Origin of the sequence: Streptomyces himalayensis subsp. himalayensis, assembly GCF_013778455.1 — a bacterium.
GTDB classification, from domain to species: Bacteria; Actinomycetota; Actinomycetes; order Streptomycetales; family Streptomycetaceae; genus Streptomyces; species Streptomyces himalayensis.
Map to the genome: position 1 here is coordinate 12,114 of NZ_JACEHE010000032.1, position 23,857 is coordinate 35,970.

General features: G+C 69.2%; 18 protein-coding genes. 7 read left to right on the forward strand and 11 right to left on the reverse strand.

Annotation, left to right across the window (positions count from 1 at the left end; all coding sequences use genetic code 11):
- Positions 1 to 30 precede the first annotated feature (30 nt).
- Entirely contained in the window at positions 31 to 1,416 is a 1,386-nt protein-coding gene (locus tag H1D24_RS34335) for a M16 family metallopeptidase (RefSeq protein ID WP_181661645.1), read from the reverse strand.
- Complete coding sequence (locus H1D24_RS34340) at positions 1,413 to 2,786, reverse strand: M16 family metallopeptidase (RefSeq protein ID WP_181661646.1); 1,374 nt, start codon at positions 2,784 to 2,786, stop codon at positions 1,413 to 1,415. The genes H1D24_RS34335 and H1D24_RS34340 overlap by 4 nt, the downstream gene beginning before the upstream one ends.
- Positions 2,787 to 3,224: 438 nt before the next feature.
- On the opposite strand from H1D24_RS34340, the gene H1D24_RS34345 reads away from it, so the two are divergent.
- Entirely contained in the window at positions 3,225 to 5,678 is a 2,454-nt protein-coding gene (locus H1D24_RS34345; protein WP_181661647.1) for a DNA gyrase/topoisomerase IV subunit A, read from the forward strand.
- Between the two features lie 51 nt (positions 5,679 to 5,729).
- On the opposite strand, the gene H1D24_RS34350 is transcribed toward H1D24_RS34345, so the two are convergent.
- On the reverse strand, positions 5,730 to 6,812 hold the full coding sequence (locus H1D24_RS34350) for a CobW family GTP-binding protein (RefSeq protein ID WP_181661648.1): 1,083 nt from the start codon (positions 6,810 to 6,812) through the stop codon (positions 5,730 to 5,732).
- A gap of 313 nt (positions 6,813 to 7,125) precedes the next feature.
- On the opposite strand from H1D24_RS34350, the gene H1D24_RS34355 reads away from it, so the two are divergent.
- The 5 genes from H1D24_RS34355 (at position 7,126) to H1D24_RS34375 (ending at position 11,483) form a co-directional block, all read left to right on the forward strand.
- Complete coding sequence (locus H1D24_RS34355) at positions 7,126 to 7,620, forward strand: DUF6082 family protein (protein WP_181661649.1); 495 nt, start codon at positions 7,126 to 7,128, stop codon at positions 7,618 to 7,620.
- Positions 7,621 to 7,735: 115 nt separating this feature from the next.
- Positions 7,736 to 7,972 carry a hypothetical protein gene (locus H1D24_RS34360; RefSeq protein ID WP_181661650.1) on the forward strand — a complete coding sequence of 79 codons (237 nt, stop codon included), beginning with the start codon at positions 7,736 to 7,738 and terminating at the stop codon, positions 7,970 to 7,972.
- Between the two features lie 112 nt (positions 7,973 to 8,084).
- Positions 8,085 to 9,035, forward strand: coding sequence for a ferredoxin family protein (locus H1D24_RS34365; RefSeq protein ID WP_181661651.1), 951 nt, complete (start codon positions 8,085 to 8,087; stop codon positions 9,033 to 9,035).
- Between the two features lie 133 nt (positions 9,036 to 9,168).
- Complete coding sequence (locus H1D24_RS34370) at positions 9,169 to 10,809, forward strand: ATP-binding protein (protein ID WP_181661652.1); 1,641 nt, start codon at positions 9,169 to 9,171, stop codon at positions 10,807 to 10,809.
- Complete coding sequence (locus tag H1D24_RS34375) at positions 10,806 to 11,483, forward strand: response regulator (protein ID WP_181661653.1); 678 nt, start codon at positions 10,806 to 10,808, stop codon at positions 11,481 to 11,483. The genes H1D24_RS34370 and H1D24_RS34375 overlap by 4 nt, the downstream gene beginning before the upstream one ends.
- 67 nt (positions 11,484 to 11,550) lie before the next feature.
- Here the strand turns inward: H1D24_RS34375 and H1D24_RS34380 are convergent, their stop codons facing one another.
- The 3 genes from H1D24_RS34380 to H1D24_RS34390 all read right to left on the reverse strand — a co-directional run bounded on the left by H1D24_RS34380 (position 11,551) and on the right by H1D24_RS34390 (position 15,956).
- Complete coding sequence (locus H1D24_RS34380; protein ID WP_181661654.1) at positions 11,551 to 13,143, reverse strand: monocarboxylic acid transporter; 1,593 nt, start codon at positions 13,141 to 13,143, stop codon at positions 11,551 to 11,553.
- Positions 13,140 to 13,622, reverse strand: a complete 483-nt coding sequence (locus tag H1D24_RS34385; protein ID WP_309484551.1) for a DUF485 domain-containing protein — start codon at positions 13,620 to 13,622, stop codon at positions 13,140 to 13,142. The genes H1D24_RS34380 and H1D24_RS34385 overlap by 4 nt, the downstream gene beginning before the upstream one ends.
- Positions 13,623 to 13,832: 210 nt before the next feature.
- Complete coding sequence (locus H1D24_RS34390) at positions 13,833 to 15,956, reverse strand: DNA gyrase/topoisomerase IV subunit B (RefSeq protein WP_181661655.1); 2,124 nt, start codon at positions 15,954 to 15,956, stop codon at positions 13,833 to 13,835.
- Between the two features lie 438 nt (positions 15,957 to 16,394).
- Between H1D24_RS34390 and H1D24_RS34395 the strand changes: the two genes are divergently transcribed.
- A complete protein-coding gene (locus tag H1D24_RS34395; RefSeq protein WP_067274679.1) occupies positions 16,395 to 16,625 on the forward strand; it encodes a DUF7455 domain-containing protein in 231 nt (76 codons plus the stop codon).
- A 103-nt stretch (positions 16,626 to 16,728) separates the two neighbouring features.
- Here the strand turns inward: H1D24_RS34395 and H1D24_RS34400 are convergent, their stop codons facing one another.
- The 5 genes from H1D24_RS34400 to H1D24_RS34420 form a co-directional block, all read right to left on the reverse strand.
- Entirely contained in the window at positions 16,729 to 17,559 is an 831-nt protein-coding gene (locus H1D24_RS34400; RefSeq protein ID WP_181661656.1) for a S1 family peptidase, read from the reverse strand.
- A 151-nt stretch (positions 17,560 to 17,710) separates the two neighbouring features.
- Positions 17,711 to 19,252, reverse strand: a complete 1,542-nt coding sequence (locus H1D24_RS34405) for an RNA polymerase sigma factor (protein ID WP_220137574.1) — start codon at positions 19,250 to 19,252, stop codon at positions 17,711 to 17,713.
- Positions 19,253 to 19,642: 390 nt separating this feature from the next.
- Positions 19,643 to 20,530, reverse strand: coding sequence for a FadR/GntR family transcriptional regulator (locus H1D24_RS34410; protein WP_181661658.1), 888 nt, complete (start codon positions 20,528 to 20,530; stop codon positions 19,643 to 19,645).
- Between the two features lie 161 nt (positions 20,531 to 20,691).
- Positions 20,692 to 22,626, reverse strand: coding sequence for an ABC transporter ATP-binding protein (locus H1D24_RS34415; protein ID WP_181661659.1), 1,935 nt, complete (start codon positions 22,624 to 22,626; stop codon positions 20,692 to 20,694).
- 336 nt (positions 22,627 to 22,962) lie between these two features.
- On the reverse strand, positions 22,963 to 23,721 hold the full coding sequence (locus H1D24_RS34420; protein WP_181661660.1) for an NUDIX hydrolase: 759 nt from the start codon (positions 23,719 to 23,721) through the stop codon (positions 22,963 to 22,965).
- Positions 23,722 to 23,857: the final 136 nt, after the last annotated feature.

The window sequence follows — 23,857 nt, forward strand, 5'->3', positions numbered from 1 at the left end:
TGGGGGCGTGCCTGAACTTCCCCGGGCCGCTTAGCCCGTGACAACCGTCACTTCACCGATTCCGAGCGCCCTGACCGGCTCCTCGATCTGGGAGGCGTCACCCACGAGAACGGTCACCAGACGGTCCACCGGGAAGGCGCTGACGACCGCCGCCGTGGCCTCGACGGTGCCGGTCGCGGCGAGCTGCTGGTACAGCTGCGCCTGGAAGTCGTCCGGGAGACGCTGCTCGACCTGGTCGGCCAGCGTGCCCGCGACGGCCGCCGCCGTCTCGTACTTGAGCGGCGCGACACCCACCAGGTTGTGCACCGCGGCGTCGTGCTCGGCGTCCGTCAGGCCCTCGGCGGCGAGCGTGCGCAGCACCTTCCACAGGTCGTCCAGCGCCGGGCCCGTGTTCGGGGTGTCCACCGAGCCGCTGATGGCCAGCATCGCGGCGCCGCTGCCGTCCGGCGCGGAGCGCAGAACCTGCCCGAACGCCCTTACGCCGTAGGTGTATCCCTTCTCCTCGCGCAGGACGCGGTCCAGGCGCGAGGTGAGGGTGCCGCCCAGGCAGTAGGTGCCGAGGACCTGGGCGGGCCAGACGCGATCGTGGCGGTCCGGGCCGATTCGGCCGATGAGCAGCTGCGTCTGGACCGCGCCGGGGCGGTCCACGACGACGACGCGGCCGATGTCGTCGGCGGTCACCGGGGGCACGGGGCGGGGCTCGGCGGACGAGCCGGTCCAGGTGCCGAGGGAGTCCGCGAGGAGTGCGTCCAGGTCGGTGCCGGAGAGGTCGCCCACCACGACAGCGGTGGCCGTGGCGGGGCGTACGTGCTTCTCGTAGAAGGCACGCACGGCCGCCGAGTCGATGCCCGCGACCGTCTCCTCGGTGCCCTGGCGGGGGCGGGACATGCGCGATTCCGCCGGGAACAGCTCCTTGGAGAGCTCCTTGGCGGCGCGGCGGGCCGGGTTGGCGGTCTCGTGCGGGATCTCGTCGAGCCGGTTGCGCACCAGCCGCTCGACCTCGCTGTCCGCGAACGCGGGCGCCCTGAGCGCGTCGGCGAGCAGGCCGAGGGCCTTCGGCAGCCGGGAGACGGGGACTTCGAGCGCGAGCCGTACGCCGGGGTGGTCGGCGTGCGAGTCGAGCGTGGCGCCGCAGCGCTCCAGCTCGGCGGCGAACTCCTCGGCGGAGTGCTTGTCGGTGCCCTCGGAGAAGGCACGGGCCATGATCGTGGCGACGCCGTCCAGGCCGGCCGGCTCGGCGTCCAGCGGGCTGTCGAGGAGGATCTCGACGGCAACGACCTGCTGGCCGGGGCGGTGGCAGCGCAGCACCGTGAGGCCGTTGTCGAGGGTGGTGCGGTCGGGCGCCGGGAAGGCCCAGGGCTTGGCGGGCCCGGCCTGCGGCTGCGGGTGGAATTCCATGGTCGCGGCCTCGGTCACTTCGCCGCCTCCTCGTCTGCGGTGTCGACTGTGTCCTCAGCGTTCTCGGCGGTCTCGTCCGCGGCGTCCGGGTGCGCGAGGGGCTCGTAGACGAGCACCGCGCGGTTGTCGGGCCGCAGGCGGGCCCGGGCGATGTCCCGCACCTCCTCCGGCGTGACCTCCAGGACCCGCTTGACGGCGGTCAGGGCGAGCTGAGGGTCACCGAACAGGACGGCGTACCGGCACAGTTCGTCGGCGCGGCCCGCGACCGTGCCGAGCCGGTCCAGCCACTCGCGCTCCAACTGTGCCTGGGCGCGCTCCATCTCCTCCGGCGTGGGGCCCTCCTGGGCGAACCGGGCGAGCTCCTCGTCGACGGCGGCCTCGATGACCGGGACCTCCACATCGCCGGACGTCTTCACGTCCAGCCACCCGAGCGACGGGGCTCCGGCCAGCCTGAGCAGGCCGAATCCGGCCGCGACGGCGGTGCGGTCACGGCGTACGAGACGGTTGTAGAGCCGCGACGACTCGCCGCCGCCGAGCACCGTGAGTGCCAGGTCGGCCGCGTCGCACGCGCGCGTGCCGTCCTCCGGCAGCCGGTAGGCGGCCATCAGGGCGCGGGCCGGGACCTCCTCCTCGATCACCTCGCGCAGCTGCTCGCCGATGATCTCCGGGAGGCTTCCGTCGCGCGGGGCGGGCTTGCCGTCGTGCGACGGGATGGAGCCGAAGTACTTCTCGATCCAGGCGAGCGTCTGCTCCGGGTCGATGTCGCCGACGACCGACAGGACGGCGTTGTTCGGCGCGTAGTACGTGCGGAAGAAGGCCCGCGCGTCCTCCAGCGTCGCCGCGTCCAGGTCGGCCATCGAGCCGATCGGGGTGTGGTGGTAGGGGTGGCCCTCCGGGTAGGAGAGGGCGGTCAGCTTCTCGAAGGCCGTGCCGTACGGCACGTTGTCGTAGCGCTGGCGGCGCTCGTTCTTGACGACGTCCCGCTGGTTCTCCATGGACTCGTCGTCGAGGGCGGCGAGGAGGGAGCCCATACGGTCGGCCTCCAGCCAGAGCGCGAGCTCCAGCTGGTGCGCGGGCATCGTCTCGAAGTAGTTGGTGCGCTCGAAGCTCGTGGTGCCGTTCAGCGAGCCGCCGGCTCCTTGCACCAGCTCGAAGTGGCCGTTGCCCTTCACCTGGGCCGAGCCCTGGAACATCAGGTGCTCGAAGAGGTGGGCAAGGCCGGTGCGACCCTTGACCTCGTGGCGTGAGCCGACGTCGTACCAGAGGCACACCGCGGCGACCGGGGTCAGGTGGTCCTCGGAGAGCACGACGCGCAGGCCGTTGGCCAGCCGGTGCTCGGTCGCTGTCAGGCCGCCGGAACCGGCCTGAGCTGTGGCCGTGTGACCCATGGGCATGTACGTCCCTTCGATCGCGAAAACTGAAAGGTTCTGCAGCTCCTGCCACTGTATGCAAGCGCGCTGACACCTGGCGAAGTTCCCGTGACCCGCCCCTCTCTCGCCGTCACCGTTGTGGGCAATCGTTCAGCAGGGCTTGGGGCAATCGTTCAGCGGGGCTGGGGCACCTCCCATGCCCTTGAGGCAATGGGGCAGGGTGTGCAAAACCCACGACGGCGGTTGCCCTCGCGTACGGCTCGGCGCAGCCTCCGGTGGGCCCTGGCTCAGGGGCGGCAGAGGCGTGGGCCGAGGCCGGCAGAGGGCCCGCGGCCGCCGTTGTCAGTGGCCTGGTCCACAGTTGTCAGCGAGGCGGTCCACAATGGTCCGCATCAGATCCGTTCATGGCCCTGAGCCCGATGGCCCGGCAGACAGTGTGAAGGAGCCGCAGCAGCGATGGCCCGCCGCAGCACGAAGACCCCGCCGCCCGACGACTTCGAGGAGAGGATCCTCGACATCGACGTCGTCGACGAGATGCAGGGCTCCTTCCTCGAGTACGCGTACTCGGTGATCTACTCCCGGGCTCTGCCGGACGCCCGGGACGGCATGAAGCCCGTGCACCGCCGCATCGTCTACCAGATGAACGAGATGGGCCTGCGCCCCGACCGCGGCTATGTGAAGTGCGCCCGCGTCGTCGGCGAGGTCATGGGTAAGTTGCACCCGCACGGCGACGCGTCGATCTACGACGCGCTGGTGCGCATGGCCCAGCCGTTCTCGATGCGCCTGCCCCTCGTCGACGGCCACGGCAACTTCGGCTCCCTCGGCAACGACGACCCGCCGGCCGCCATGAGGTACACGGAGTGCCGGATGGCCGATGCCACGTCGCTGATGACGGAGTCCATCGACGAGGACACGGTCGACTTCACGCCGAACTACGACGGCCAGGAGCAGGAGCCGGTCGCCCTCCCCGCCGCGTATCCGAACCTGCTGGTCAACGGCGCGTCCGGGATCGCCGTCGGCATGGCGACGAACATGCCGCCGCACAACCTGGGCGAGGTCATCGCGGCCGCCCGCCATCTGATCAGGCACCCGGGCGCCGACCTCGAGACGCTCATGAGGTACGTCCCGGGGCCCGACCTGCCCACCGGCGGCCGCATCGTCGGCCTCTCCGGGATCAGGGACGCGTACGAGACTGGCCGAGGCACATTCAAGATCCGGGCCACGGTTGCCGTGGAGACCGTGACGGCGCGCCGCAAGGGCCTCGTCGTGACCGAGTTGCCGTTCGCCGTCGGCCCGGAGAAGGTGATCGCCAAGATCAAGGACCTGGTCGGCTCGAAGAAGCTGCAGGGCATCGCCGACGTCAAGGACCTCACGGACCGTGCGCACGGCCTACGCCTGGTGATCGAGATCAAGAACGGCTTCGTGCCGGAGGCGGTCCTTGAACAGCTGTACAAGCTGACGCCCATGGAGGAGTCCTTCGGCATCAACAACGTCGCGCTGGTCGACGGCCAGCCGCTCACGCTGGGCCTGAAGGAGCTCCTTGAGGTCTATCTCGACCACCGCTTCAACGTCGTCCGCCGCCGCAGCGAGTTCCGCCGCAGCAAGAAGCGCGACCGGCTGCACCTTGTCGACGGCCTGCTGGTCGCGCTGATCGACATCGACGAGGTCATCCAGCTCATCCGCTCCAGCGACAACTCCGCGCAGGCCAAGGAGCGCCTGATGGGGCGGTTCGGGCTCAGCGACATCCAGACGCAGTACATCCTCGACACGCCGCTGCGCCGTCTCACCAAGTTCGACCGCATCGAGCTGGAGTCGGAGCGGGACAGGCTGAACAGGGAGATCGAGGAGCTCACCCGCGTCCTCGAGTCGGACGCTGAGCTGCGCAAGCTCGTGTCGAACGAACTGGCCGCCGTGGCGAAGAAGTTCGGCACGGAGCGGCGCACGGTCCTGCTGGAGTCGGCGGGCGCGCCGGCAGCCACGGTGCCACTGCAGGTCGCCGACGACCCGTGCCGGGTGATGCTGTCGTCGACGGGCCTCCTGGCGCGTACACCGAACGGCAACCCCTTCGAGGACGCCGACGGCCGGCGCGTAAAGCACGACGTGGTCGTGTCGTCCGTGCCGGCGACAGCGCGCGGCGAGGTGGGTGCGGTCACCTCGTCCGGTCGGCTGCTGCGGCTGTCGGTGATCGATCTCCCGCAGCTTCCGGAGTCGACACTGTCACCCAACCTCGCGGGCGGCGCCCCGCTGTCGGAGTTCCTGCCCCTGGAGGCCGACGAGCGGGTCGTGTGCCTGACGACGCTCGACGAATCCTCTCCCGGCCTGGCGCTGGGCACCGAGCAGGGCGTCGTCAAGCGCGTCCTCCCGGACTACCCGTCGAACAAGGACGAGCTGGAGGTCATCACCCTCAAGGAGGGCGACCGGATCGTCGGCGCGGTCGAGCTGCGTACGGGCGATGAGGACCTGGTCTTCATCACGGACGACGCCCAGTTGCTGCGCTTCCAGGCCTCCGTGGTCCGCCCACAGGGCCGCCCGGCCGGCGGTATGGCGGGCATCAAGCTGGCGGAGGGCGCGAAGGTCATCTCGTTCACGGCCGTCGACCCCTCGGCGGACGCTGTCGTCTTCACGGTCGCGGGCTCCCGCGGAACCTTGGACGACTCGGTCCAGACGACGGCGAAGCTGACCCCGTTCGACCAGTACCCGCGCAAGGGCCGCGCCACGGGCGGCGTGCGCTGCCAGCGGTTCCTGAAGGGCGAGGACTGCCTGAGCTTCGCCTGGGCCGGCGAGACGCCTGCCCGCGCGGCCCAGAAGAACGGTTCGCCGACGGAGCTGCCGGAAATCGACCCGCGCCGGGACGGATCCGGCGTGTCGCTCGGCAAGCCGGTGGGGGTGGTGGCGGGACCGCCTGCGTAAGCGACCCTGCCTCCACCCCTGCGGAGGCCGACCGGTCCCGCGACCCGGGGGTCAGTCGGCTTCTGCCTGCTCGGGTTCCGCTGGGTCCTCGGGTTCCTCTACGTAGCGGAGGACGCCCCACATGCCGTGCTCATCGGCATGGGGGGCGTCCGGGCTCCGGAGGGACCCGTCCCGGGTTCCGTCCAGCTCCTTGTACAGGGCCGCACCGTCGATACCGGAACCGATGAGGACGAGCTGGGTGAGACGTGCCGCGCCAGTCGCCCAGGGCTCCGGATAGAACCGCAGAAACGGTCCGACGGCATGCACGACGTAGCGGTTGCGGACATCCGCGGCGCCGAAGTCGACGTGGCCCTTGATGCGGTAGAGCCCTTCGGGCCTGCGTTCGAGGAACTCCATCAACCGGCGCGGGCTCAGCGGCACTTCGGAGATGAAGGAGAGACTGTCGTAGGCGGCGTGCAGGTGGTCACCCTGATCGTCCGCGTCGCCATGCTCATGCATGTCATCGAAGGACAGCTGCCCGATCCGCTCCTCGGCGGGCTTGCGGTCGAAGAGCAGCTCGGGATCGATCCGCCCGTACGACGCGGGGACCACGGCGGCACGACGGGCGAGCCCGCGGACGAGCCCGATGGTCCGCTCCCGGTCCTCCTCCGGCACACGGTCGGCCTTGTTGACCACGACGAGGTCGGCGATGGCAAGATGCCGCTCGATCTCCGGATGCCGCTCGCGAGTGCTGTCGAACTCGGCGGCATCGACGACCTCGACCAGCCCGCCGTACACGACGCGCGGATTCTCACTGGCGAGAACCATACGGACGAGTTCCTGCGGCTCGGCGAGGCCACTTGCCTCGATGACGACGACGTCGATGCGGGCGGACGGCCGGGTGAGCTTGTCCAGATACGCGTCGAGATCGCTCGCGTCCACGGCGCAGCACAGGCAGCCGTTGCCGAGCGAGACGGTCGAGTCGCCGAGCGCTCCCGCCACAGCCATCGCGTCGATCTCGATCGCCCCGAAGTCATTGACGATCGCGCCGATCCGGCTGCCTCTGCTGCTGTGCAGGAGGTGGTTGAGCAGCGTGGTCTTCCCGGATCCCAGGAACCCCGCGAGTACGACGACTGGGACCTGCCGCTCACTCAAACTGGCGACCCTTCTTGTGCAACGCCTGTTGTACGGCGGTTCTTGTTCGACGACAGAGGACCGACCCAGAATATGTGCGCCCAGAACCCCGGCAAAGTGAACGATTGTTAGCACCGCTTGCTGGGCACACACTCAGCACGGCGCCGGCAAGCATGACGGACGTTCCTGCCGTGCGCCTCCTGTCCGCCTCCCCGCCGATCAGAGCCGCTCGGCACCCCGGGAGACGGCAAGCGCGACGCCATCGCTCGCCGGTCAATTCCCTGTCCACCCGCACCCGACGACCGGCGGACGGTCGCTTGAACCGGGGGTTGACATGGCCACACAGAAACTTGGGATACGAGTGTTGAGCTCCGCCGCGGCCGGGCTGGCTCTCAGTGCGGGGGCACTGCTGCTGACTGCACAGCAGCGCAGATATGACGCCCTCACCCGGCAGCACCGGCTCCACTTCGACCTGCTGTGCAAAGCCATGGACGACCCCGCCCTGGCTGCCGTCCTGGACACGTACGACAGCGAGATACCACCTGCCACGCAGCGGCAGTACCTGTTCGCCAACGCTCTTTACGTCAACGCGATCCACGCTCACCGGATCGGGGCGATGAGCCGCGAGGAGCTGTATGGACACCTTCGAGTGATGTGTCAGAACGCCGTGTTCCGTGACTATTGGGAAGCGACTCGCCACCACCGTGCGAGTTTGCCGAGCTCATCGGACGAAGCGGCACTGGGCCGGATGATGGACAGCTTGGTCCGCGATCTGCAGGATGCGGACACAGAGGAGTGGTGGGTCGTGGGGCAACCTCCGGAACACTAGGGCCAGTTGGCCTACATGTCCGACTACATCCAGAGCATCAAGAGGCTAACCTGTCCCCAAACTCAACGCTCAGGGCCTTTATGCCCTCGCTACTGTTCCAAGGACCGGGATCCCCTTGAAGATCGTGCGCCGTATCGGCGCTTCGCCCCGCGAGCGGGGCAGCGCGACTGGCCAGACGTGCCCTGACCTCTTTGAATTGAGCGACGGGAACTTCGCTGTTATCGGGACAGAGGCCACCGCAGCGCTCGAGAAGGAACTGCCTCCGGACGCCGCTCGCGCCGACTACGAGCGCATCGTGGTCGTAAGCCGCGAAACCCTGGTCCGTGCCAAGGCCGACATCCCCGACGCCTAGCGATCCCAGACTTCCCGGGTCCGGCACCGACAAGCCACGGTGCCGGACCTGTGGCGTTCCAGCGGGTGCCCCCAAGATTCGCACGCGCCCAATTCAGGTTAGGCTCACCTACGTGAGTACGTGCGCGACCGCCTCCCACGCCCTCGACGAACCCCTCGTCGGGACAGCCGCCACGGCGAGGACGTGGCTGCTGGTGGAGCAGCCAGGGCCCTGGGGTGCCAAGGCGCTCACGTCCAGCCATCTGGACCCCGTGCTCGGTCGCGCCCTCGAGGCGGCCGCCGAGGGAACGGGCGTGCGCGTAGCCCTCATCCGGCGCCCAGGCCGCCACGCCGACTGCCACACACCCACCCGCCGACAGGTGTACGCATCCCACACCGCCCCCGGAAACACCTGGCTGCGAAGCGCCACGACCGAGTCCCCTGAGCAGTTGCTCAAGCTCGACTTCCAGGCCCTCGGCATGGGCCACCACCACACGTTCGACCGTGTCCTCCAGGGCGAGGCCCACACCGGCTCCCCGCTCACGCTCGTCTGCACCAACGGCAAGCGCGACCGCTGCTGTGCGCTCCTCGGCCGGCCCCTCGCAGCCGAACTCGATGCGTCCGGAGTCGACGGCGTCTGGGAGGTCACCCACCTCGGCGGCCACCGCTTCTCGCCGACCCTTCTGGTCCTGCCGTTCGGATACGCGTACGGCCGCGCCGCGGCCCACCACGTGAAGGAGATCCTCGAAGGGGTCCGGGAGGGCCGCGTCGTCACCGAAAGGTGCCGCGGAAACTCGGCGTGGGAGCGGCCAGGACAGGCCGCCGAGCTGGCCGTGCGTACGTCGACGGGCGAAGACCGCGCCGGCACCCTCACCGTCGTACGGACGGACGGGGCCGCCCCGCGCTGGGAGGTGACCGTCGCCCACAACGACGGGCGCCACTGGCGGGTCACCGTCGCTCAGGGCGCCTCCCTGCCACCCCGCCCCGAGAGCTGCGGCTCGTCCCTCGGCTCACCGGCGAGAATGGATGTCGTAGCGGTACGAGAGGTCCGCCCGACAGCCGAGGCCGTCCGCCTCGCGGGCTGAGACCTCATCTGCTGAGAGCCGGCTCCTGGGCGGCGCAACCTGGGCGACGAGGCCCGTCCTCGTCACCGGTGCCGAGAGATCCAGGCCACAGGGGCTTCGGTGTAGCCCGCCCACCCCCGTACCGTTCGTACACATGAGCCCGACCCCCGCCCTCCGACGACTGCGCCTCGGCATGCCCCGGCGTGTCTTCTCCCAGGTGCTGCTCATGCAGCTGGCGATCGCCGCTGGAGTCGCCGTGCTCGCCACCGGGCTCTTCCTCGCACCGCTGAGCGATCAGCTCGACGACCAGGCGATGCGGCGCGCTCTCGCCATCGCGCAGACCACGGCAGCGCAGCCGCAGATCGCCGAAGATCTGCAGGCGTCGCAGCCCACGCCGGACGGACCCGTCCAGGCCGAGGCGGAACGGATACGGCGGGCCAGCGGCGCGGAATACGTCGTGATCATGAACACACAGGGGATCCGCTGGTCCCACCCGGACCACGAGCGGATCGGGAAACTCGTCTCGACCGATCCCAGTGCCGCCATCGCAGGCCAGGAGGTCATGCAGATCGACAACGGCACGCTGGGCCGGTCAGCACGCGGCAAGGTCCCCCTACGCGGCGACGACGGCAGGATCGTCGGCGCGGTCTCCGTCGGCATCGAGTACGACAGCGTCCGGGCCCGGCTGATCAACGCCATACCGGGACTGTTCGCATACGCGGGCGGCGCCCTGGCCGTCGGTGCGCTCGCCGCGTACATGATCTCCCGACGGGTGCAGCGGCAGACCCGTGACTTGGCCTTCTCGGATATCTCGGCGCTGCTCGCCGAGCGCGAGGCGATGCTGCACGGCATCCGCGAGGGCGTGGTCGCCCTGGATCGCGGTGGCCGGATCCGGCTGCTCAACGACGAGGCCCAGCGGCTCCTGGGGCTCGACGCGGAGGCGATCGGGCAGCCCCTGGACACGGCGCTCGGCCCCGGTCGTACGACCGATGTGCTGGCCGGGCGCGTCACCGGAACTGATCTGCTGACGGTGCGCGGCCAGCGCGTCCTCGTCGCCAACCGCATGCCCACCGACGACGGCGGCGCCGTCGCCACCCTGCGCGACCGCACCGAACTGGAGCAGCTCGGGCGCGAACTCGACTCCACCCGGGGCCTGATCGACGCCCTGCGCGCCCAGGACCACGAGCACGCCAACCGCATGCACACGCTGCTGGGCCTGCTGGAGCTGGAGATGTACGAGGAGGCCATGGAGTACGTCGGCGAGGTGGCGGGCACACACCGGGTCACCGCCGAGCAGATCACCGAGCGCATCCGTGACCCGCTGCTCGCGGCGCTGCTGGTCGGCAAAGCCACCGTGGCCACGGAGCGCGGGGTCGCTCTCACCGTCTCCGGAGACAGCGAACTGCCCGACCGGCTGGTCGATCCGCGCGGCCTCGTCACCATCGTCGGCAACCTCGTCGACAACGCACTGGACGCGGCGGCGGGAACGGGGCACGCGCGCGTGGAGGTCGTTTTGCGCGCCGAAGGGCGAACGGCGGTTCTGCGGGTGCGCGATTCAGGGCCGGGCGTCCTGCCCGATCAGCGCGAGTCGATCTTCATGGAAGGCTGGTCCACGAAGGAACCGCCGGCCCATGGCAAGCGGGGCATCGGCCTCGCCCTCGTCCGCAGGCTGGCCGAGCGGCACGGCGGAAGCGCCCAGGTCGCCGACGCGCCGGCCGGTGGCGCGGAGTTCACCGTCGTACTGCCGGAGGCGCTCGCGGAGTCCGAGCTGGCCACCATCGAGGAGCCACGATGATCGAGGTCCTGGTCGTCGACGACGACGTCCGCGTCGCGCAGGTCAATGCCGCCTACGTCGACAAGATCCCGGGTTTCCGAGTGGCCGCGAAAGCACACAGCGCCGCGGAGGCCCTGCGTCGCGTCGAGGAGCTCGCGGTCGATCTGGTGCTCCTCGATCATTACCTGCCGGACGAGACGGGCCTGGAGGTCGTACGGCGGCTCAGGGAGCGCGGACACCAGACCGACGTGATCATGGTGACCGCGGCGCGCGACGTGGCGACGGTCCAGGCAGCGATGCGGCACGGCGCGTTGCAGTACCTGGTCAAACCGTTCTCGTTCGCCGGTCTGCGGGCGAAGCTGGATGCGTACGCGACGCTGCGGCGCACGCTGGACAGCGGCGGCGAGGCCGAGCAGTCCGAGGTCGACCGCATCTTCGGCGCGCTGTCCGCGACGGCCGCGCCCGAGCTGCCCAAGGGCCACTCCCCCACCACCGCGGAGCTCGTCCGCAGGGCGCTGATGGCCGCCACCGGCCCATTGTCCGCCCAAGAGCTGGCGGACCGCACCCAGCTGAGCCGGCAGACCGCTCAGCGCTATCTGAAACTCCTGGAGCGCTCTGGGCGTGTGAGGCTGAGCCTCAAGTACGGCGAGACGGGCCGCCCGGAACATCGCTATGAGTGGGTTGCCAGCCTGTAGGCGCTGGGGCACGGCCATGAGCCGTGGAGGCAGAGTGTCGGCAGTTCCGCTCAGGCGGGGAGGCCTTTCACGCCGCGCCCGCCCCGGTGAGCGACCGGACCTCCGTCTCCGCGTGCCTCGCCGCATCCGGCACTTCGCGTGACGTGACAGTACCGATCCAGCCCGCGAGGAAGCCGAGCGGAATGGACACCAGGCCCGGGTTCTCCAAGGGGAAGTACTGCAGGTCCACACCCGGGAAGATGGAGTCCGGACTGCCGGAGACGACGGGGGACACCACGACCAGTGCCAGCGCGGGCACCAGCCCCCCGTAGACGGACCACACCGCCCCGCGCGTGGTGAAGTTCCGCCAGAACAGCGAGTACAGCAGCACGGGCAGATTGGCGGAGGCCGCCACGGCGAAGGCCAGGCCCACCAGGAAGGCGATATTGAGGTCGCTGGCGAGCAGGCTGAGGGCGATCGCGACCGCGCCGATCCCGACCGCGGCGACGCGCGCCACCGCCACCTCGCTGCGCTGCCTCGCGCCGGGACGGCGCAGTGACGCGTAGAGGTCATGGGCCACGGAAGCCGACGAGGCAAGCGTTGCACCGGCGACGACGGCGAGGATCGTGGCGAAGGCGACCGCGGCGACGACCGCAAAAAGAACCGTTCCGCCCGTGGAGCCCGCGCCGCCGCCGAGATCGAGCGCAAGCAGGGGCACCGCGGTGTTCCCGGACGCATGGGACGCGCGCACCGCATCGGATCCCACCAGCGCGGCAGCGCCGAGGCCGAGCACGATCGTCATCAGGTAGAAGCTGCCGATGAGGCCGATGGACCAGATGGCCGAGCGCCGTGCGGCCCGCGCGGTCGGCACGGTATAGAAGCGGGACAGGATGTGCGGCAGCCCGGCCGTCCCGAGCACGAGCGCAAGCCCGAGACTGATGAAGTCGAACCGCGCGGTCCAGTCGGCGCCGTACTTCAGCCCGGGCGCCAGGTACGCATCGCCGTGGCCGCTGCGCTCGGCCGCGGTGCGCAGCAGCTGGTCGATGTCGCCGTGGAACCGCGCCAGGACGAGTGCGGTCAGCGTGATCGCGCCGCTCAGCAGCAGGACCGCCTTGACGATCTGGATCCAGGTAGTGGCTCGCATCCCTCCCAACGACACATAGACCACCATGAGCGCGCCGACGCCGATCACGGTCCAGGTCCGCGCCGCCCCGTTCGTACCCCCCAGCAGCAGCGCGACCAGGCTGCCCGCCCCCACCATCTGCGCCACCAGATACAGAACGCACACGGTCACGGAGGAAGTTCCCGCCGCGATACGGACGGGCTTCTCCCTCATCCGTGCCGCGACGACGTCCGCGAACGTGAACCTCCCGCAGTTGCGGACCAGTTCGGCCACCAGGAAGAGCACCACGAGCCACGCGACGAGGAAGCCCACCGAGTAGAGCAGGCCGTCGTAGCCGAAGAGCGCGATGAGGCCGGTGACTCCGAGGAACGAGGCCGCCGACATGTAGTCGCCCGCGATGGCGAAGCCGTTCTCCATGGGGCTGAACAGACGTCCGCCTGCGTAGAACTCGTCAGCCGAGCCCTGCCGACCGCGGCTCACCCAGGTAGTGATCGCCAAGGTGACTGCTACGAACGCGCTGAAGAGCAGTAGTGCCAGAGTCTGGTGATCCCCCGTCACCGCTCGCTCTCCCTGGTCAGCTCCTCCTGTGTGTTCCACCTGAGTTCGAGAGCCGCGCGGTCTCTGCGGAGCCGGGCATGCCGGGCGTATGCCCACGTGAGCAGGAATGTGGAGAGAAACTGGCCGAGGCCGGCGAGCATCGCGATGTTCACGGCGCCCGCGACAGGCCGCGCCATCAGGTCCGGCGCCGTCGTCGCTGTCACGACGTACGCGAGGTACCAGCTGAAGAAGACGGCGACCCCGGGGAAAACGAATCTCCGGTAGCGGCTGCGCACCTCCTGAAAGGCCGGGCTGCGCTGCACCTCCAGATAGATCTCGGCGGCGGTACCGGTCCGCCCCGCCGACTCCCGGCGCGCGTGCGGTACGGCGGCAGCGGGCGCCGTCGTACCGTCCAACTCGCCCCAGCCGGAGGCGAGCGCGTCGTACCAGGGGTCGTCGGGCCGGACCCGCCCCCCGCCGCCACCGTCGTACTTCTCCACCGAACTCTCCTTGTCAGCGGACCACTTCGGCCACGCGCCAAGGATGGACAGAACGGGAAGATCTCGGACTCTTCAATCCTGCCTCTTCACCCCATCAGGTGATTCAACGCTCTGGTGACCGCGCTAGACCGTGCCGATAGACATACCGGGCGGTCTGAGCGCGGCCCTTGAGGCCTCTATCAGCGAAGCCCGCGAAGAGGCAGGAGCGTCCTAGGCGTCGATGCGCGAGCGGTCCAGCGTCGCGGCCGAGCCGGTGATGAACTCCTTGCGCGGCGCGACCTCGTTGCCCATCAGTAGATCGAAGACCTGCTCCGACGCCTCCAGGTCGGAGATGTTGATGCGGCGCAGGGTCCGGTGGCGCGGGTCCATCGTGGTCTCCGCCAGCTGGTCGGCGTCCATCTCGCCAAGGCCCTTGTAGCGCTGGATCGAGTCCTTGTAGCGCACGCCCTTGCGCTGGAACTCCAGCAGGGTCTCGCGCAGTTCCCGGTCCGAGTAGGTGTAGACATACTTGTCCTGGCCCTTCTTGGGCTGGACCAGCTCGATCCGGTGCAGGGGCGGCACAGCGGCGAAGACACGGCCCGACTCGACCATCGGCCGCATGTACCGCTGGAAGAGAGTCAGCAGCAGACAGCGGATGTGCGCGCCGTCGACATCGGCGTCGACCAGCAGAATGATCTTCCCGTACCGCGCGGCGTCGATGTCGAAGGTCCGGCCCGAGCCCGCTCCTATGACCTGGATGATCGCGCCGCACTCGGCGTTCTTCAGCATGTCGGAGACGGACGACTTCTGGACGTTGAGGATCTTGCCGCGGATCGGCAGCAGGGCCTGGAACTCGGAGTTCCGTGCGAGCTTGGCCGTGCCGAGCGCGGAGTCACCCTCGACGATGAAGAGCTCGCTCCGCTCCACGTCGTCGCTGCGGCAGTCGGCGAGCTTGGCGGGCAGCGAAGAGGACTCCAGTGCCGTCTTCCGGCGCTGGGCCTCCTTGTGCTGGCGCGCCGCGATACGCGTACGTGCCGCCGCGACCGCCTTCTCCAGGACCGCGCGGGCCTGCGCCTTCGCGTCCCGCTTGGTCGACGTCAGGAACTCCTTGAGCTCCTTGGCGATGACGTTCGCGACGATGCGGTTGGCGGCCGAGGTGCCAAGGACCTCCTTGGTCTGACCCTCGAACTGGGGTTCCGCGAGGCGCACGGTCACGACGGCGGTCAGTCCTTCGAGGGCGTCGTCCTTGACGATGTCGTCCTCGGCCACACGCAGCAGCTTCTGGGACCGCAGCACCTCGTTCACGGTCTTGGTGACAGAGCGTTCGAAGCCGGTGACGTGGGTGCCGCCCTTCGGGGTGGCGATGATGTTGACGAAGGACTTCACCGAGGTCTCGTACCCGGTGCCCCACCGCATCGCGACGTCCACGCCGAGCTCGCGCGTGACCTCGGTGGGCGTCATGTGGCCCCGGTCGTCGAGGACCGGAACGGTCTCCTTGAACGTGCCTTGCCCGGAGAGCCGGAGGACGTCGCAGACTGGCCTGTCCGGCGCCAGGAACTCACAGAACTCGCTGATTCCGCCATCGAAGCGGAAGGACTCCTCGCCCTTGCTGCCGTCCTCGCCCAGGCCGTACTCGTCGCGGACCACGATGGTCAGGCCCGGGACGAGGAACGCGGTCTGCCGGGCGCGCTGGTGCAGCGTCTCCAGGGAGAGCTTGGCGTCCTTGAGGAAGATCTGCCGGTCGGACCAGTAACGGACGCGCGTGCCGGTCCGGGCCCTCGGGATCTTCTTGACCTTGCGCAGTCGCGCCGCGGAGTCGAAGGACGCGTTGGGACCTTCGCCCTTGAACGCTCCGGGAACGCCGCGCCGGAAGCTGATGGCGTGCGTGCTCCCGGCCCGGTCCACCTCCACGTCCAGCCGTGAGGACAGCGCGTTCACCACGGATGCGCCCACACCGTGCAGACCACCCGAGGCGGCGTACGAACCGCCGCCGAACTTGCCTCCGGCGTGGAGCTTGGTCATCACGACCTCGACGCCGGAAAGGCCCGTCTTGGGTTCCACGTCGACGGGGATGCCCCGGCCGTTGTCCCGCACCTCCACGGACGCGTCGTCGTGGAGGATGACCTCGATGTGGTCGCAGTAGCCGCCGAGCGCCTCGTCGACGGAGTTGTCGATGATCTCCCAGAGGCAATGCATGAGGCCACGGCTGTCGGTCGAGCCGATGTACATGCCAGGGCGCTTGCGGACGGCCTCGAGCCCCTCGAGGACGAGCAGGTGCCGCGCGGTGTAGTTGGAACCGTCCTGGTCTGCTCCGGTCAGCAGCGCTGTGGACGGCACGGACGTCTCGGCGGTCACGCGGTTCGCTCCTCGCTGAATTTCTGGTGAGCCCCTCGTGGACAAGGGGCGGCTTCGGTCGCCGGTCAGAGGGTACCGAGGCCTGATAGAGCCGTTGTAACGCCACCCTAGACCGAGTTCAGGGTAGTCCAGAGTCGTATGCCTGTTCGATCCTTCGATGGAGTGAAGCGCACATCACGTTCCCTTCGAGGCATGAACCATTTAGCCTCGGGGCACGTCCTCATGAACAACCGGCAAGCCAGCCGGGAGGGCGGACCTGAAAGACAGCGCGAAACCGTACGACGCAAAGAGACGCACTACGGCACATTCGCCGCCAACCGGCAGCAGACAGCCGCCTCGCACAAGATTTTTCGAGGAAAAGCCACGAGCGGGAACGTTTTGGGGCTGGTTGGATGTTGACCCTGGTACGACAGCTCGTCGAGCTAGAGAAGAGGCGACGTGACTACTGTTCTGACCCCCGCGAGCCCACTGACGGCCGCTGATCGCTGCGACCGCTGCGGCGCCCAGGCATACCTGCGCGTCGTCCTGCTCAGCGGCGGTGAGCTGCTCTTCTGTGCCCACCACGGGCGCAAGTTCGAGCCGGAACTCAAGAAGATCGCCGCTGAGATACAGGACGAGACCGAGCGGCTGACGACCGCCCCGGCGTCCGCCACCGAAGAGGAACGCTGACACCTCGCATCCACGACGAGCCAGTTCCGGCATGAGGCCGGTGACCGGGCGGCTGCCCCTGCAATCAGGGCAGCCGCCCGATCTGGTACGTGGACATACGCGGTCAGTGACCCAGTCCCAGCGGCCTGAGCACGGCTGAGATCCGCGTGTAGACCCCTGGGCTCCCCGCCCATCCGCAGCCGCTCCCCCAGGAGACGAGACCCACGAGCCGCCCCCTGGCGACCAGCGGACCGCCGCTGTCCCCCTGGCAGGCGTCACGGCCTCCCGCACGCTCCCCCGCGCACAGCATGGATGCGGCGAGATAGGTCCCTTCACTGGTTCCCGGGTACGCCTGCTTGCAGAGCGAGTCCGGCAGCACCCGTACCTGCGCGGCGCGCAGGGTGCGTGCGTAGTGGCCGGCGCCTGTGGTGTCGCCCCAGCCGTAGACGGTGGCCCTGGTTTCGGGCGTGTATGCCGAGTCTCCCTGCCGTGCCATGGGGATCACATTGCGCTGGGGAAGCGGCGTGGCCAGTGTGAGGACTGCCGCATCGCCGGCGTTCGTGACGCTGTTGTGCCCGGGATTGATCGCCACGCGGCGTACCGGGATCTCCTTGCCGTCCTTGGCGAGGAGATCGTTGCGGCCCACGACGACCTTCAGATCGTCCCTGCGGCTCGGTGGCCCGCCGAGGACTTCCGCGCTCATACAGTGGGCCGCCGTCAGCACCGTCGACCGCCCGACGACCACTCCCCCGCAGAACTGCCCTCCCCGCGTACCCCCGAATCGGGCACGGCTGGAGAGCGCCACCACCCACGGGTTGTCGGCCACGTCGACCGGGGTGCCTCCGACGACTATGCGATCAGCCGCGGCGGGGGTCGGCGCAGCCAGCGGAAGCACAGCCGCCGCGGCCACCATGGCCAGCCCGCCCGTCACTGCCTTGGCAAGGGAACAACGCATACATGCTCCTTACTCTGAGTTGCAACGGCACACCCAGGGTGATCCAGGACGGCATGGCTCGCACGCGCGCAAAGCTTCCCTCAACAGGGCAACGGAAAGGCCCGGGCGCCTCACAGAGAGGCGTCCGGGCCTGTCGCAGTTGCCGTGGCGACTAGTCGAGGTAGTCGCGCAGCACCTGGGAACGCGAGGGGTGGCGCAGCTTCGACATCGTCTTGGACTCGATCTGACGGATGCGCTCACGCGTGACGCCGTAGACCTTGCCGATCTCGTCGAGGGTCTTCGGCTGACCGTCGGTGAGACCGAAACGCATGGAGACGACGCCCGCCTCACGCTCGGAGAGCGTGTCGAGGACGGAGTGCAGCTGCTCCTGGAGGAGCGTGAAGCTCACCGCGTCGGCCGGGACGACCGCCTCGGAGTCCTCGATGAGGTCGCCGAACTCGCTGTCGCCGTCCTCGCCGAGCGGGGTGTGCAGGGAGATGGGCTCGCGGCCGTACTTCTGGACCTCGATGACCTTCTCGGGGGTCATGTCGAGCTCCTTGGCCAGCTCCTCCGGGGTGGGCTCGCGGCCCAGGTCCTGGAGCATCTGGCGCTGCACGCGCGCGAGCTTGTTGATGACCTCGACCATGTGCACCGGGATACGGATGGTGCGGGCCTGGTCGGCCATGGCGCGGGTGATCGCCTGACGGATCCACCAGGTGGCGTACGTGGAGAACTTGTAGCCCTTGGTGTAGTCGAACTTCTCGACCGCGCGGATCAGACCGAGGTTGCCCTCCTGGATGAGGTCCAGGAAGAGCATGCCGCGGCCCGTGTAGCGCTTGGCGAGCGAGACGACCAGGCGGAGGTTGGCCTCCAGCAGGTGGTTCTTGGCGCGGCGGCCGTCCTCGGCAATGATCTCCAGCTCACGCTTCAGCTTCGGCGCGAGCTTGTCGGCGTTGGCCAGCTTGTCCTCGGCGAACAGACCGGCCTCGATGCGCTTGGCGAGCTCCACCTCCTGCTCGGCGTTGAGGAGGGGGACCTTGCCGATCTGCTTCAGGTAGTCCTTGACGGGGTCGGCGGTGGCGCCGGCCGCGGCGACCTGCTGCGCGGGAGCGTCGTCCTCGTCATCGTCGGACAGGACGAAGCCCTGTGCGCCGTCCTCGGCGGGCTCCTCGGCGCCGGGCTTGCCCGCGACCGCGGTCTCCTCGACGATCTCGTCGTCCAGGATCTCCTCGTCGTTCTTGGTGGTCTTCTTGGCCGTCGCCTTCTTCGCGACGGTCTTCTTGGCAACCGCCTTCTTGGCCGTGGCCTTCTTGGCGGCGGCCTTCGTTGCGGTCGCAGCCTCTTCGTCGGGGGCGTCGACGGCTGGGGCCTCGGGGGCAGCGGCGGTGGCCTTCTTGACCGTGGCCGTCTTGGCCGCCACCGTCTTTGTTGCGGTGCGCTTGGCCGGACTCTTCGCTGCGACGCTCTTGCGGGTGCGCTTGGGCTCGGCGGCACTGACCATCAGCGTCACACCCTCTTCCTCGAGGATCTGGTTGAGGCTGCGCAGTACGTTCTTCCACTGAGTGGCCGGAATCTGGTCAGCTTCGAAGGCCCGACGCACGTCATCGCCGGCGATCTGCCCATCGGCCTTTCCCCGCTCGATGAGCGCCATGACAGAGACGGACTCGGTGATCTCCGGCGGGAGCGTACGGGATGTGCTGGCCGACACGAACAACCTCTCGGAACGTTGGAAAACGGCTTACGGCCCCGTCCCGTGTGGACCGGAGCCGACGACCGCCGACTTGGGGATGGGCCGACGGGCGCGGGCGTGGGCCGGGGAGATGAACAGCGCCGTCAACGGCAGCTGTATTCCCTCCTCGACTGTCACCTCTTAGGTCATCGCGCTGTTCCCAGGAGCGTTACGCCCAATCTGCGTGGCCCGAGTCACACCACGTAAGCACTCAAAAGCACCTAGATACGGTCAGATGTGATCATATCTCGGGTTCAGCACGATCATGTTTGCTGCGCTTGTGCCCACAAACGGGCCCGGCGGCGCCTCCACCCACGCGTCGCCGGGCCAAGCCCTGGCCGTGCGGCCTCCGGTCCTCTTCCAGTGCTCGCGCCGTCAGTGCTCGCGAGGGGCCGGCACCACGCGCTCGACCTCTGGATGGACGATGAGCAGTTGGCGCATGGCCACCTCGGCGGCCGCTCCGTCGCCGGACGGGAGTGCCTCGACGATGCGGGAGTGGAGCGCGAGGGACGCCTCGTTCGGGCGGTCACAGCCCGTGACCGGGCCTCCGGAGACCTGGAGGGCCGCCGACACGATGCCGGACAGGTGCTCCAGCATGCGGTTGCCGGCGACCTGGATGAGCAGCGAGTGGAACTCCGCGTCGGCGCGGGAGAACGTGACGGCGTCCCCCTGCCCCATGGCGTGTCCCATGATCTCGACCATGTCGGCCAGGCGCTGCTGGACGTCCTCGCGTCCGTGCCCGGCGGCGAGGCGGGCGGCGAGCGGCTCGATCGTCCAGCGCAGTTCGCTCAGCTCACGCCGCTGGTCGTCGCGCTGCGGCCCGAAAGCCCGCCACTCGATGATGTCCGGGTCCAGGAGGTTCCAGTCGCTGACCGGGCGTACGCGCGTACCGACGTTGGGCCGGGCGCTGACGAGGCCCTTGGCCTCGAGTACGCGCAGCGACTCGCGGACGACGGTGCGGGAGACCTCGAACCGCTGGCCGATCTCCTCGGGAACCAGCGGGCGGTCTGCGCCCAGGTCGCCGGAGACGATCATCTGACCGAGCTGCTGGACGAGTTGGCCGTGCAGCCCGCGGCCGCGGCTGCCTGCGGCGCGTCGGCCCACGCGGCCCAGGTCCGGGTCGCCGCCCTCCCAGGCGGGGGCGCCGACGCGGTCGGCGGCGGGGGCCTCGGCGAAGGGGTAGCGGTCTAGTTCGCCCGGGCCGGCGAGGCCGGAGTCGGCGGGACGGGCGGCGGTCATCATGGTGTGCGCAAGGGTACTCACGGATCTTTTGTCGGCGCGGTTCCCAACTCCCTTGAGGTCTTTGGTGAAAAGCACACGAAAGGGTGATCGCTTACCCTGCCCTAATTGACGCCTTATCGGACAGAAACGAGCGTTCTACGGGAAGTTGCGGGCAGCACAGAAACGGATCGAGCCGAGGCCGGTCAACGGACCCGGCTGCGCATCGCGGTGAGCCCATAAGCGCAGAGCAGGGCGCTGAGTGACAACGCCAGCGCACCGCCGACGGGTTGAACGATCATCCGCACACCCGCCGCCACGTATCTCTCCGCCCCGAAGGGCCACTGGGCCAGGGCGAGATCGCGAAGCCGTCCCGGGAAGCCGGCTGCGGTGCGCGCGGAGGGCCCCTCGAGGGCTTTCTGAACGAGCGGTACGACGACGATCGGCACGGAGACCACCGCTGCGAGACCGGCGGTCGTGGACCGGAAGATTCCAGCAGCCAGCACACCGGCCCAGGCGCATCCTGCGACCATGCCGAACCAACTGGCGCTCAGGGACAACCAATCGACGGGAACTCTGGTCAGTTCCGGTCCGTATACGAGCTGCAGCAGCGCTGCGTCGCAGCCGACGGTCAGGAACGCCAACAGCAGTGCGGTGGCCGCGGCGACGACCAGCTTGGCACAGAGGAGTCCCAGGCGCCGGGGGACGGTGCCGCGGTCCGCGGCGAGGGCGGGATGGCGGAACTCGTCGCCGAAGGCGAAGGCCCCCAGGAGTCCAGCGCCGAGCGCGGCGGGCGGCAGCGGGAAGTCCTGGGGCCATGCGGCGAGCACGCGTGGTTGGGGTGTGTGTCCTGATCGGGCCAGAAGCAGGGAGACGAGGGCGGAGACGGCCAGTACGACGGCTGCCGTGACGTAGCCCGTGCCGACTCCGGCCGCTCGGTACAGCTCGTAGCGCAGCGGCCGGAGCGGGCCGCGGGCGGGACGGGCGGTGATAGGGGGAGGGAGCTGGGACAGCGGTTCGGGTTCTTTGCGTGTGGCGGGATGACGGTTGTCTTGTCGTGGGGCTGGGGTCTCCTGCCGTGGGGCCTGGGTCTCCTGCCGTGGAGCCGGCGCCTCGTGCCGTGAGGCTGGGGTCTCCTGCGGTGGGGTTGGGGCCGGGGCAGGTAGGGATTCGGGGAGGTCGGACTCGGATTCCGAGGGAGGAGCGGGCTCGGGAGGCGCGGGCTCGGTGCGGGTGGCGTGATCCGGCGAGGTGGCGGGGGCCTTGGGCCCCATGTCGCCCACCTCGTCGGCGAGTTGGTGGACGAGAATGCCGTGCCGGTAGGCGACCTCACCGACGTCCGCGCAGGTGCTTCCGTACACGGAAAGCCGGTTACCGTCCTCCTTGACCACCTCGATGGAACGCTGCGCGGCCCGGGCCTCCTTGGTGAGCAACAGGGCGAGCCTTGGTGCGTACGGCGTGCGGACGGCGACGCGTGGGCGGAGGCGGGTACGGGCGAACTCCGCGACCTCTTGGTCGGCGACGACTCTGCCCTCATCCAGGGTCACCACACGGTCGGCAGTCTGCGCGGCCTCCTTGGGATCGTCCGTGGTGAACAGGACGGTGCCCCCTTTGGTGGCGTGCGCGCGCAGAATTCCGTGCAGCCAACGGCTCTCACGGGCGGAGAGGTGATCGGCGGGATCGTCCAGGACCAGGGTGTGCGGGTCCGCCAGCAGAGCACAGGCCAGGCCGAGGCGGCGATCCATGCCGCGGGAGAGCGTGTCGAGCCGCTCGCCGCGGAGACTGACCAGGCCCACCACCTCGAGCACTTCGTCGGCGCGTTGCACGGGCACCCCGGCGGCTGCGCACAGCATCCGTAGGTGACCTCGCACCGTACGCGCCGGATGACCCGGGACCTCGCCCAGCAGGGCGCCCACTTCTCGGGAGGGGTGGGGAATGCAGTGCAGGGGGCGGTTTCTGAAATATGTGATGCCGCGGCCTGGTTGGAGTTCGAGCATCAGCCTCAGCAGCGTCGTCTTTCCCGATGCCGGGCCACCGAGCAGCGCCGTGACATGGCCGGGGAACGCCTCGAAGGTCACGTCGTCGACGGCAGGCGGCAGCTGCTTTCGTGCGTTGCTGGTCAGTCCGATGGCCTGGATCATCGCTTCCCTCATCGGAGGTGCGACCGCTCGGCGGCCGGGGCTCGACGGCCTGGACTCGTCCGTTGGATCAGGACGGACGGGACCGTGGATACCGCAGCAAGATAGCGTGACATTACCGCCTTTTCGGGCAGGAGATACACGCGGGTGTCAGTCGTGGCTGCTTGGCAATCCGGAACACCGTCCGCCGCGACCCCCTTATCGGAATGTCCGATGACCCGCTGGATCCAAGGTGGTTGCTTGGAGGTGGTTGCTTGGCCGCACGGAAGGACATCCGAGGAGGTTTGGAGAAGCGCCCCGCTGCAACCCCCACCGACCCGGCAATTCCCGGCGGTGCCCTCAGACTTCCGGGCGCAGCATCGGCGGATTCAGCAACGCCGCTCCACCCGCGCGGAACAACTGCGCTGGGCGGCCTCCCTGGCGGGTGGTGGTACCGCCGGTGGGGACCAGGAAGCCTACGGTGCCGGTCACTTTGCGATGGAAGTTGCGAGGATCGAGGGCGACTCCCCACACCGCCTCGTACACCCGGCGCAGCTCGCCGACGGTGAACTCCGGCGGGCAGAAGGCGGTGGCCAGGGACGAGTACTCGATCTTCGAACGGGCACGCTCCACGCCGTCCGCCAGGATCTGTGCATGATCGAAGGCGAGCGGGGCCGCCTGCTCGCCCTCGCGGGCATACCCGCCCTGGTTGAGCAGCGCCTCGACGGGTGCCCACCGGGCACTGTACGCATCCCCACCGGCCCGGGGGGCGGGCAGGTCCGGGGCCAGCACAAGGTGGGCGACGCTGACCACACGCATCCGCGGATCACGCTTCGGATCACCGTAGGTGGCGAGCTGCTCGAGATGGGCGCCCTTGCCCTGCGCAGGGGCGGCAGGGTCATGTGCACACAGCCCGGTCTCCTCGGCGAGCTCCCGAGCCGCCGCTGCCGCGAGATCTTCGTCAGCCCTCACGAACCCACCGGGAAGCGCCCACCGCCCCTGGAACGGGGGCTCACCGCGCCGCACCACCAGTGCGCACAGCGAGTGACGGCGCACGGTCAGCACGACCAGGTCGACAGTGACGGCGAAAGGCGGAAAGGCTGACGGGTCGTAGGGCATGCCGCGATCATAGTCGTCTCCCTGACGATAAACACTCCTTTCGGTGGTGCTTCCAGGACTGATCCACAGCGCTCCGACGGCGTTCCATGGCCTGCTGTCCGTGCTGGTCCGGCGGGTCAGACCTCCGGCTGCGGTT

Coding starts and splice junctions, on each gene's coding strand:
- H1D24_RS34375 (WP_181661653.1), top strand. CDS start 10,806: ATGATCGAGGTCCTGGTCGTCGACGACGACGTCCGCGTCGCGCAGGTC.
- H1D24_RS34400 (WP_181661656.1), bottom strand. CDS start 17,559: ATGCGTTGTTCCCTTGCCAAGGCAGTGACGGGCGGGCTGGCCATGGTG.
- H1D24_RS34345 (WP_181661647.1), top strand. CDS start 3,225: ATGGCCCGCCGCAGCACGAAGACCCCGCCGCCCGACGACTTCGAGGAG.
- H1D24_RS34355 (WP_181661649.1), top strand. CDS start 7,126: ATGGCCACACAGAAACTTGGGATACGAGTGTTGAGCTCCGCCGCGGCC.
- H1D24_RS34420 (WP_181661660.1), bottom strand. CDS start 23,721: ATGCCCTACGACCCGTCAGCCTTTCCGCCTTTCGCCGTCACTGTCGAC.
- H1D24_RS34415 (WP_181661659.1), bottom strand. CDS start 22,626: ATGATCCAGGCCATCGGACTGACCAGCAACGCACGAAAGCAGCTGCCG.
- H1D24_RS34370 (WP_181661652.1), top strand. CDS start 9,169: ATGAGCCCGACCCCCGCCCTCCGACGACTGCGCCTCGGCATGCCCCGG.
- H1D24_RS34340 (WP_181661646.1), bottom strand. CDS start 2,786: ATGGGTCACACGGCCACAGCTCAGGCCGGTTCCGGCGGCCTGACAGCG.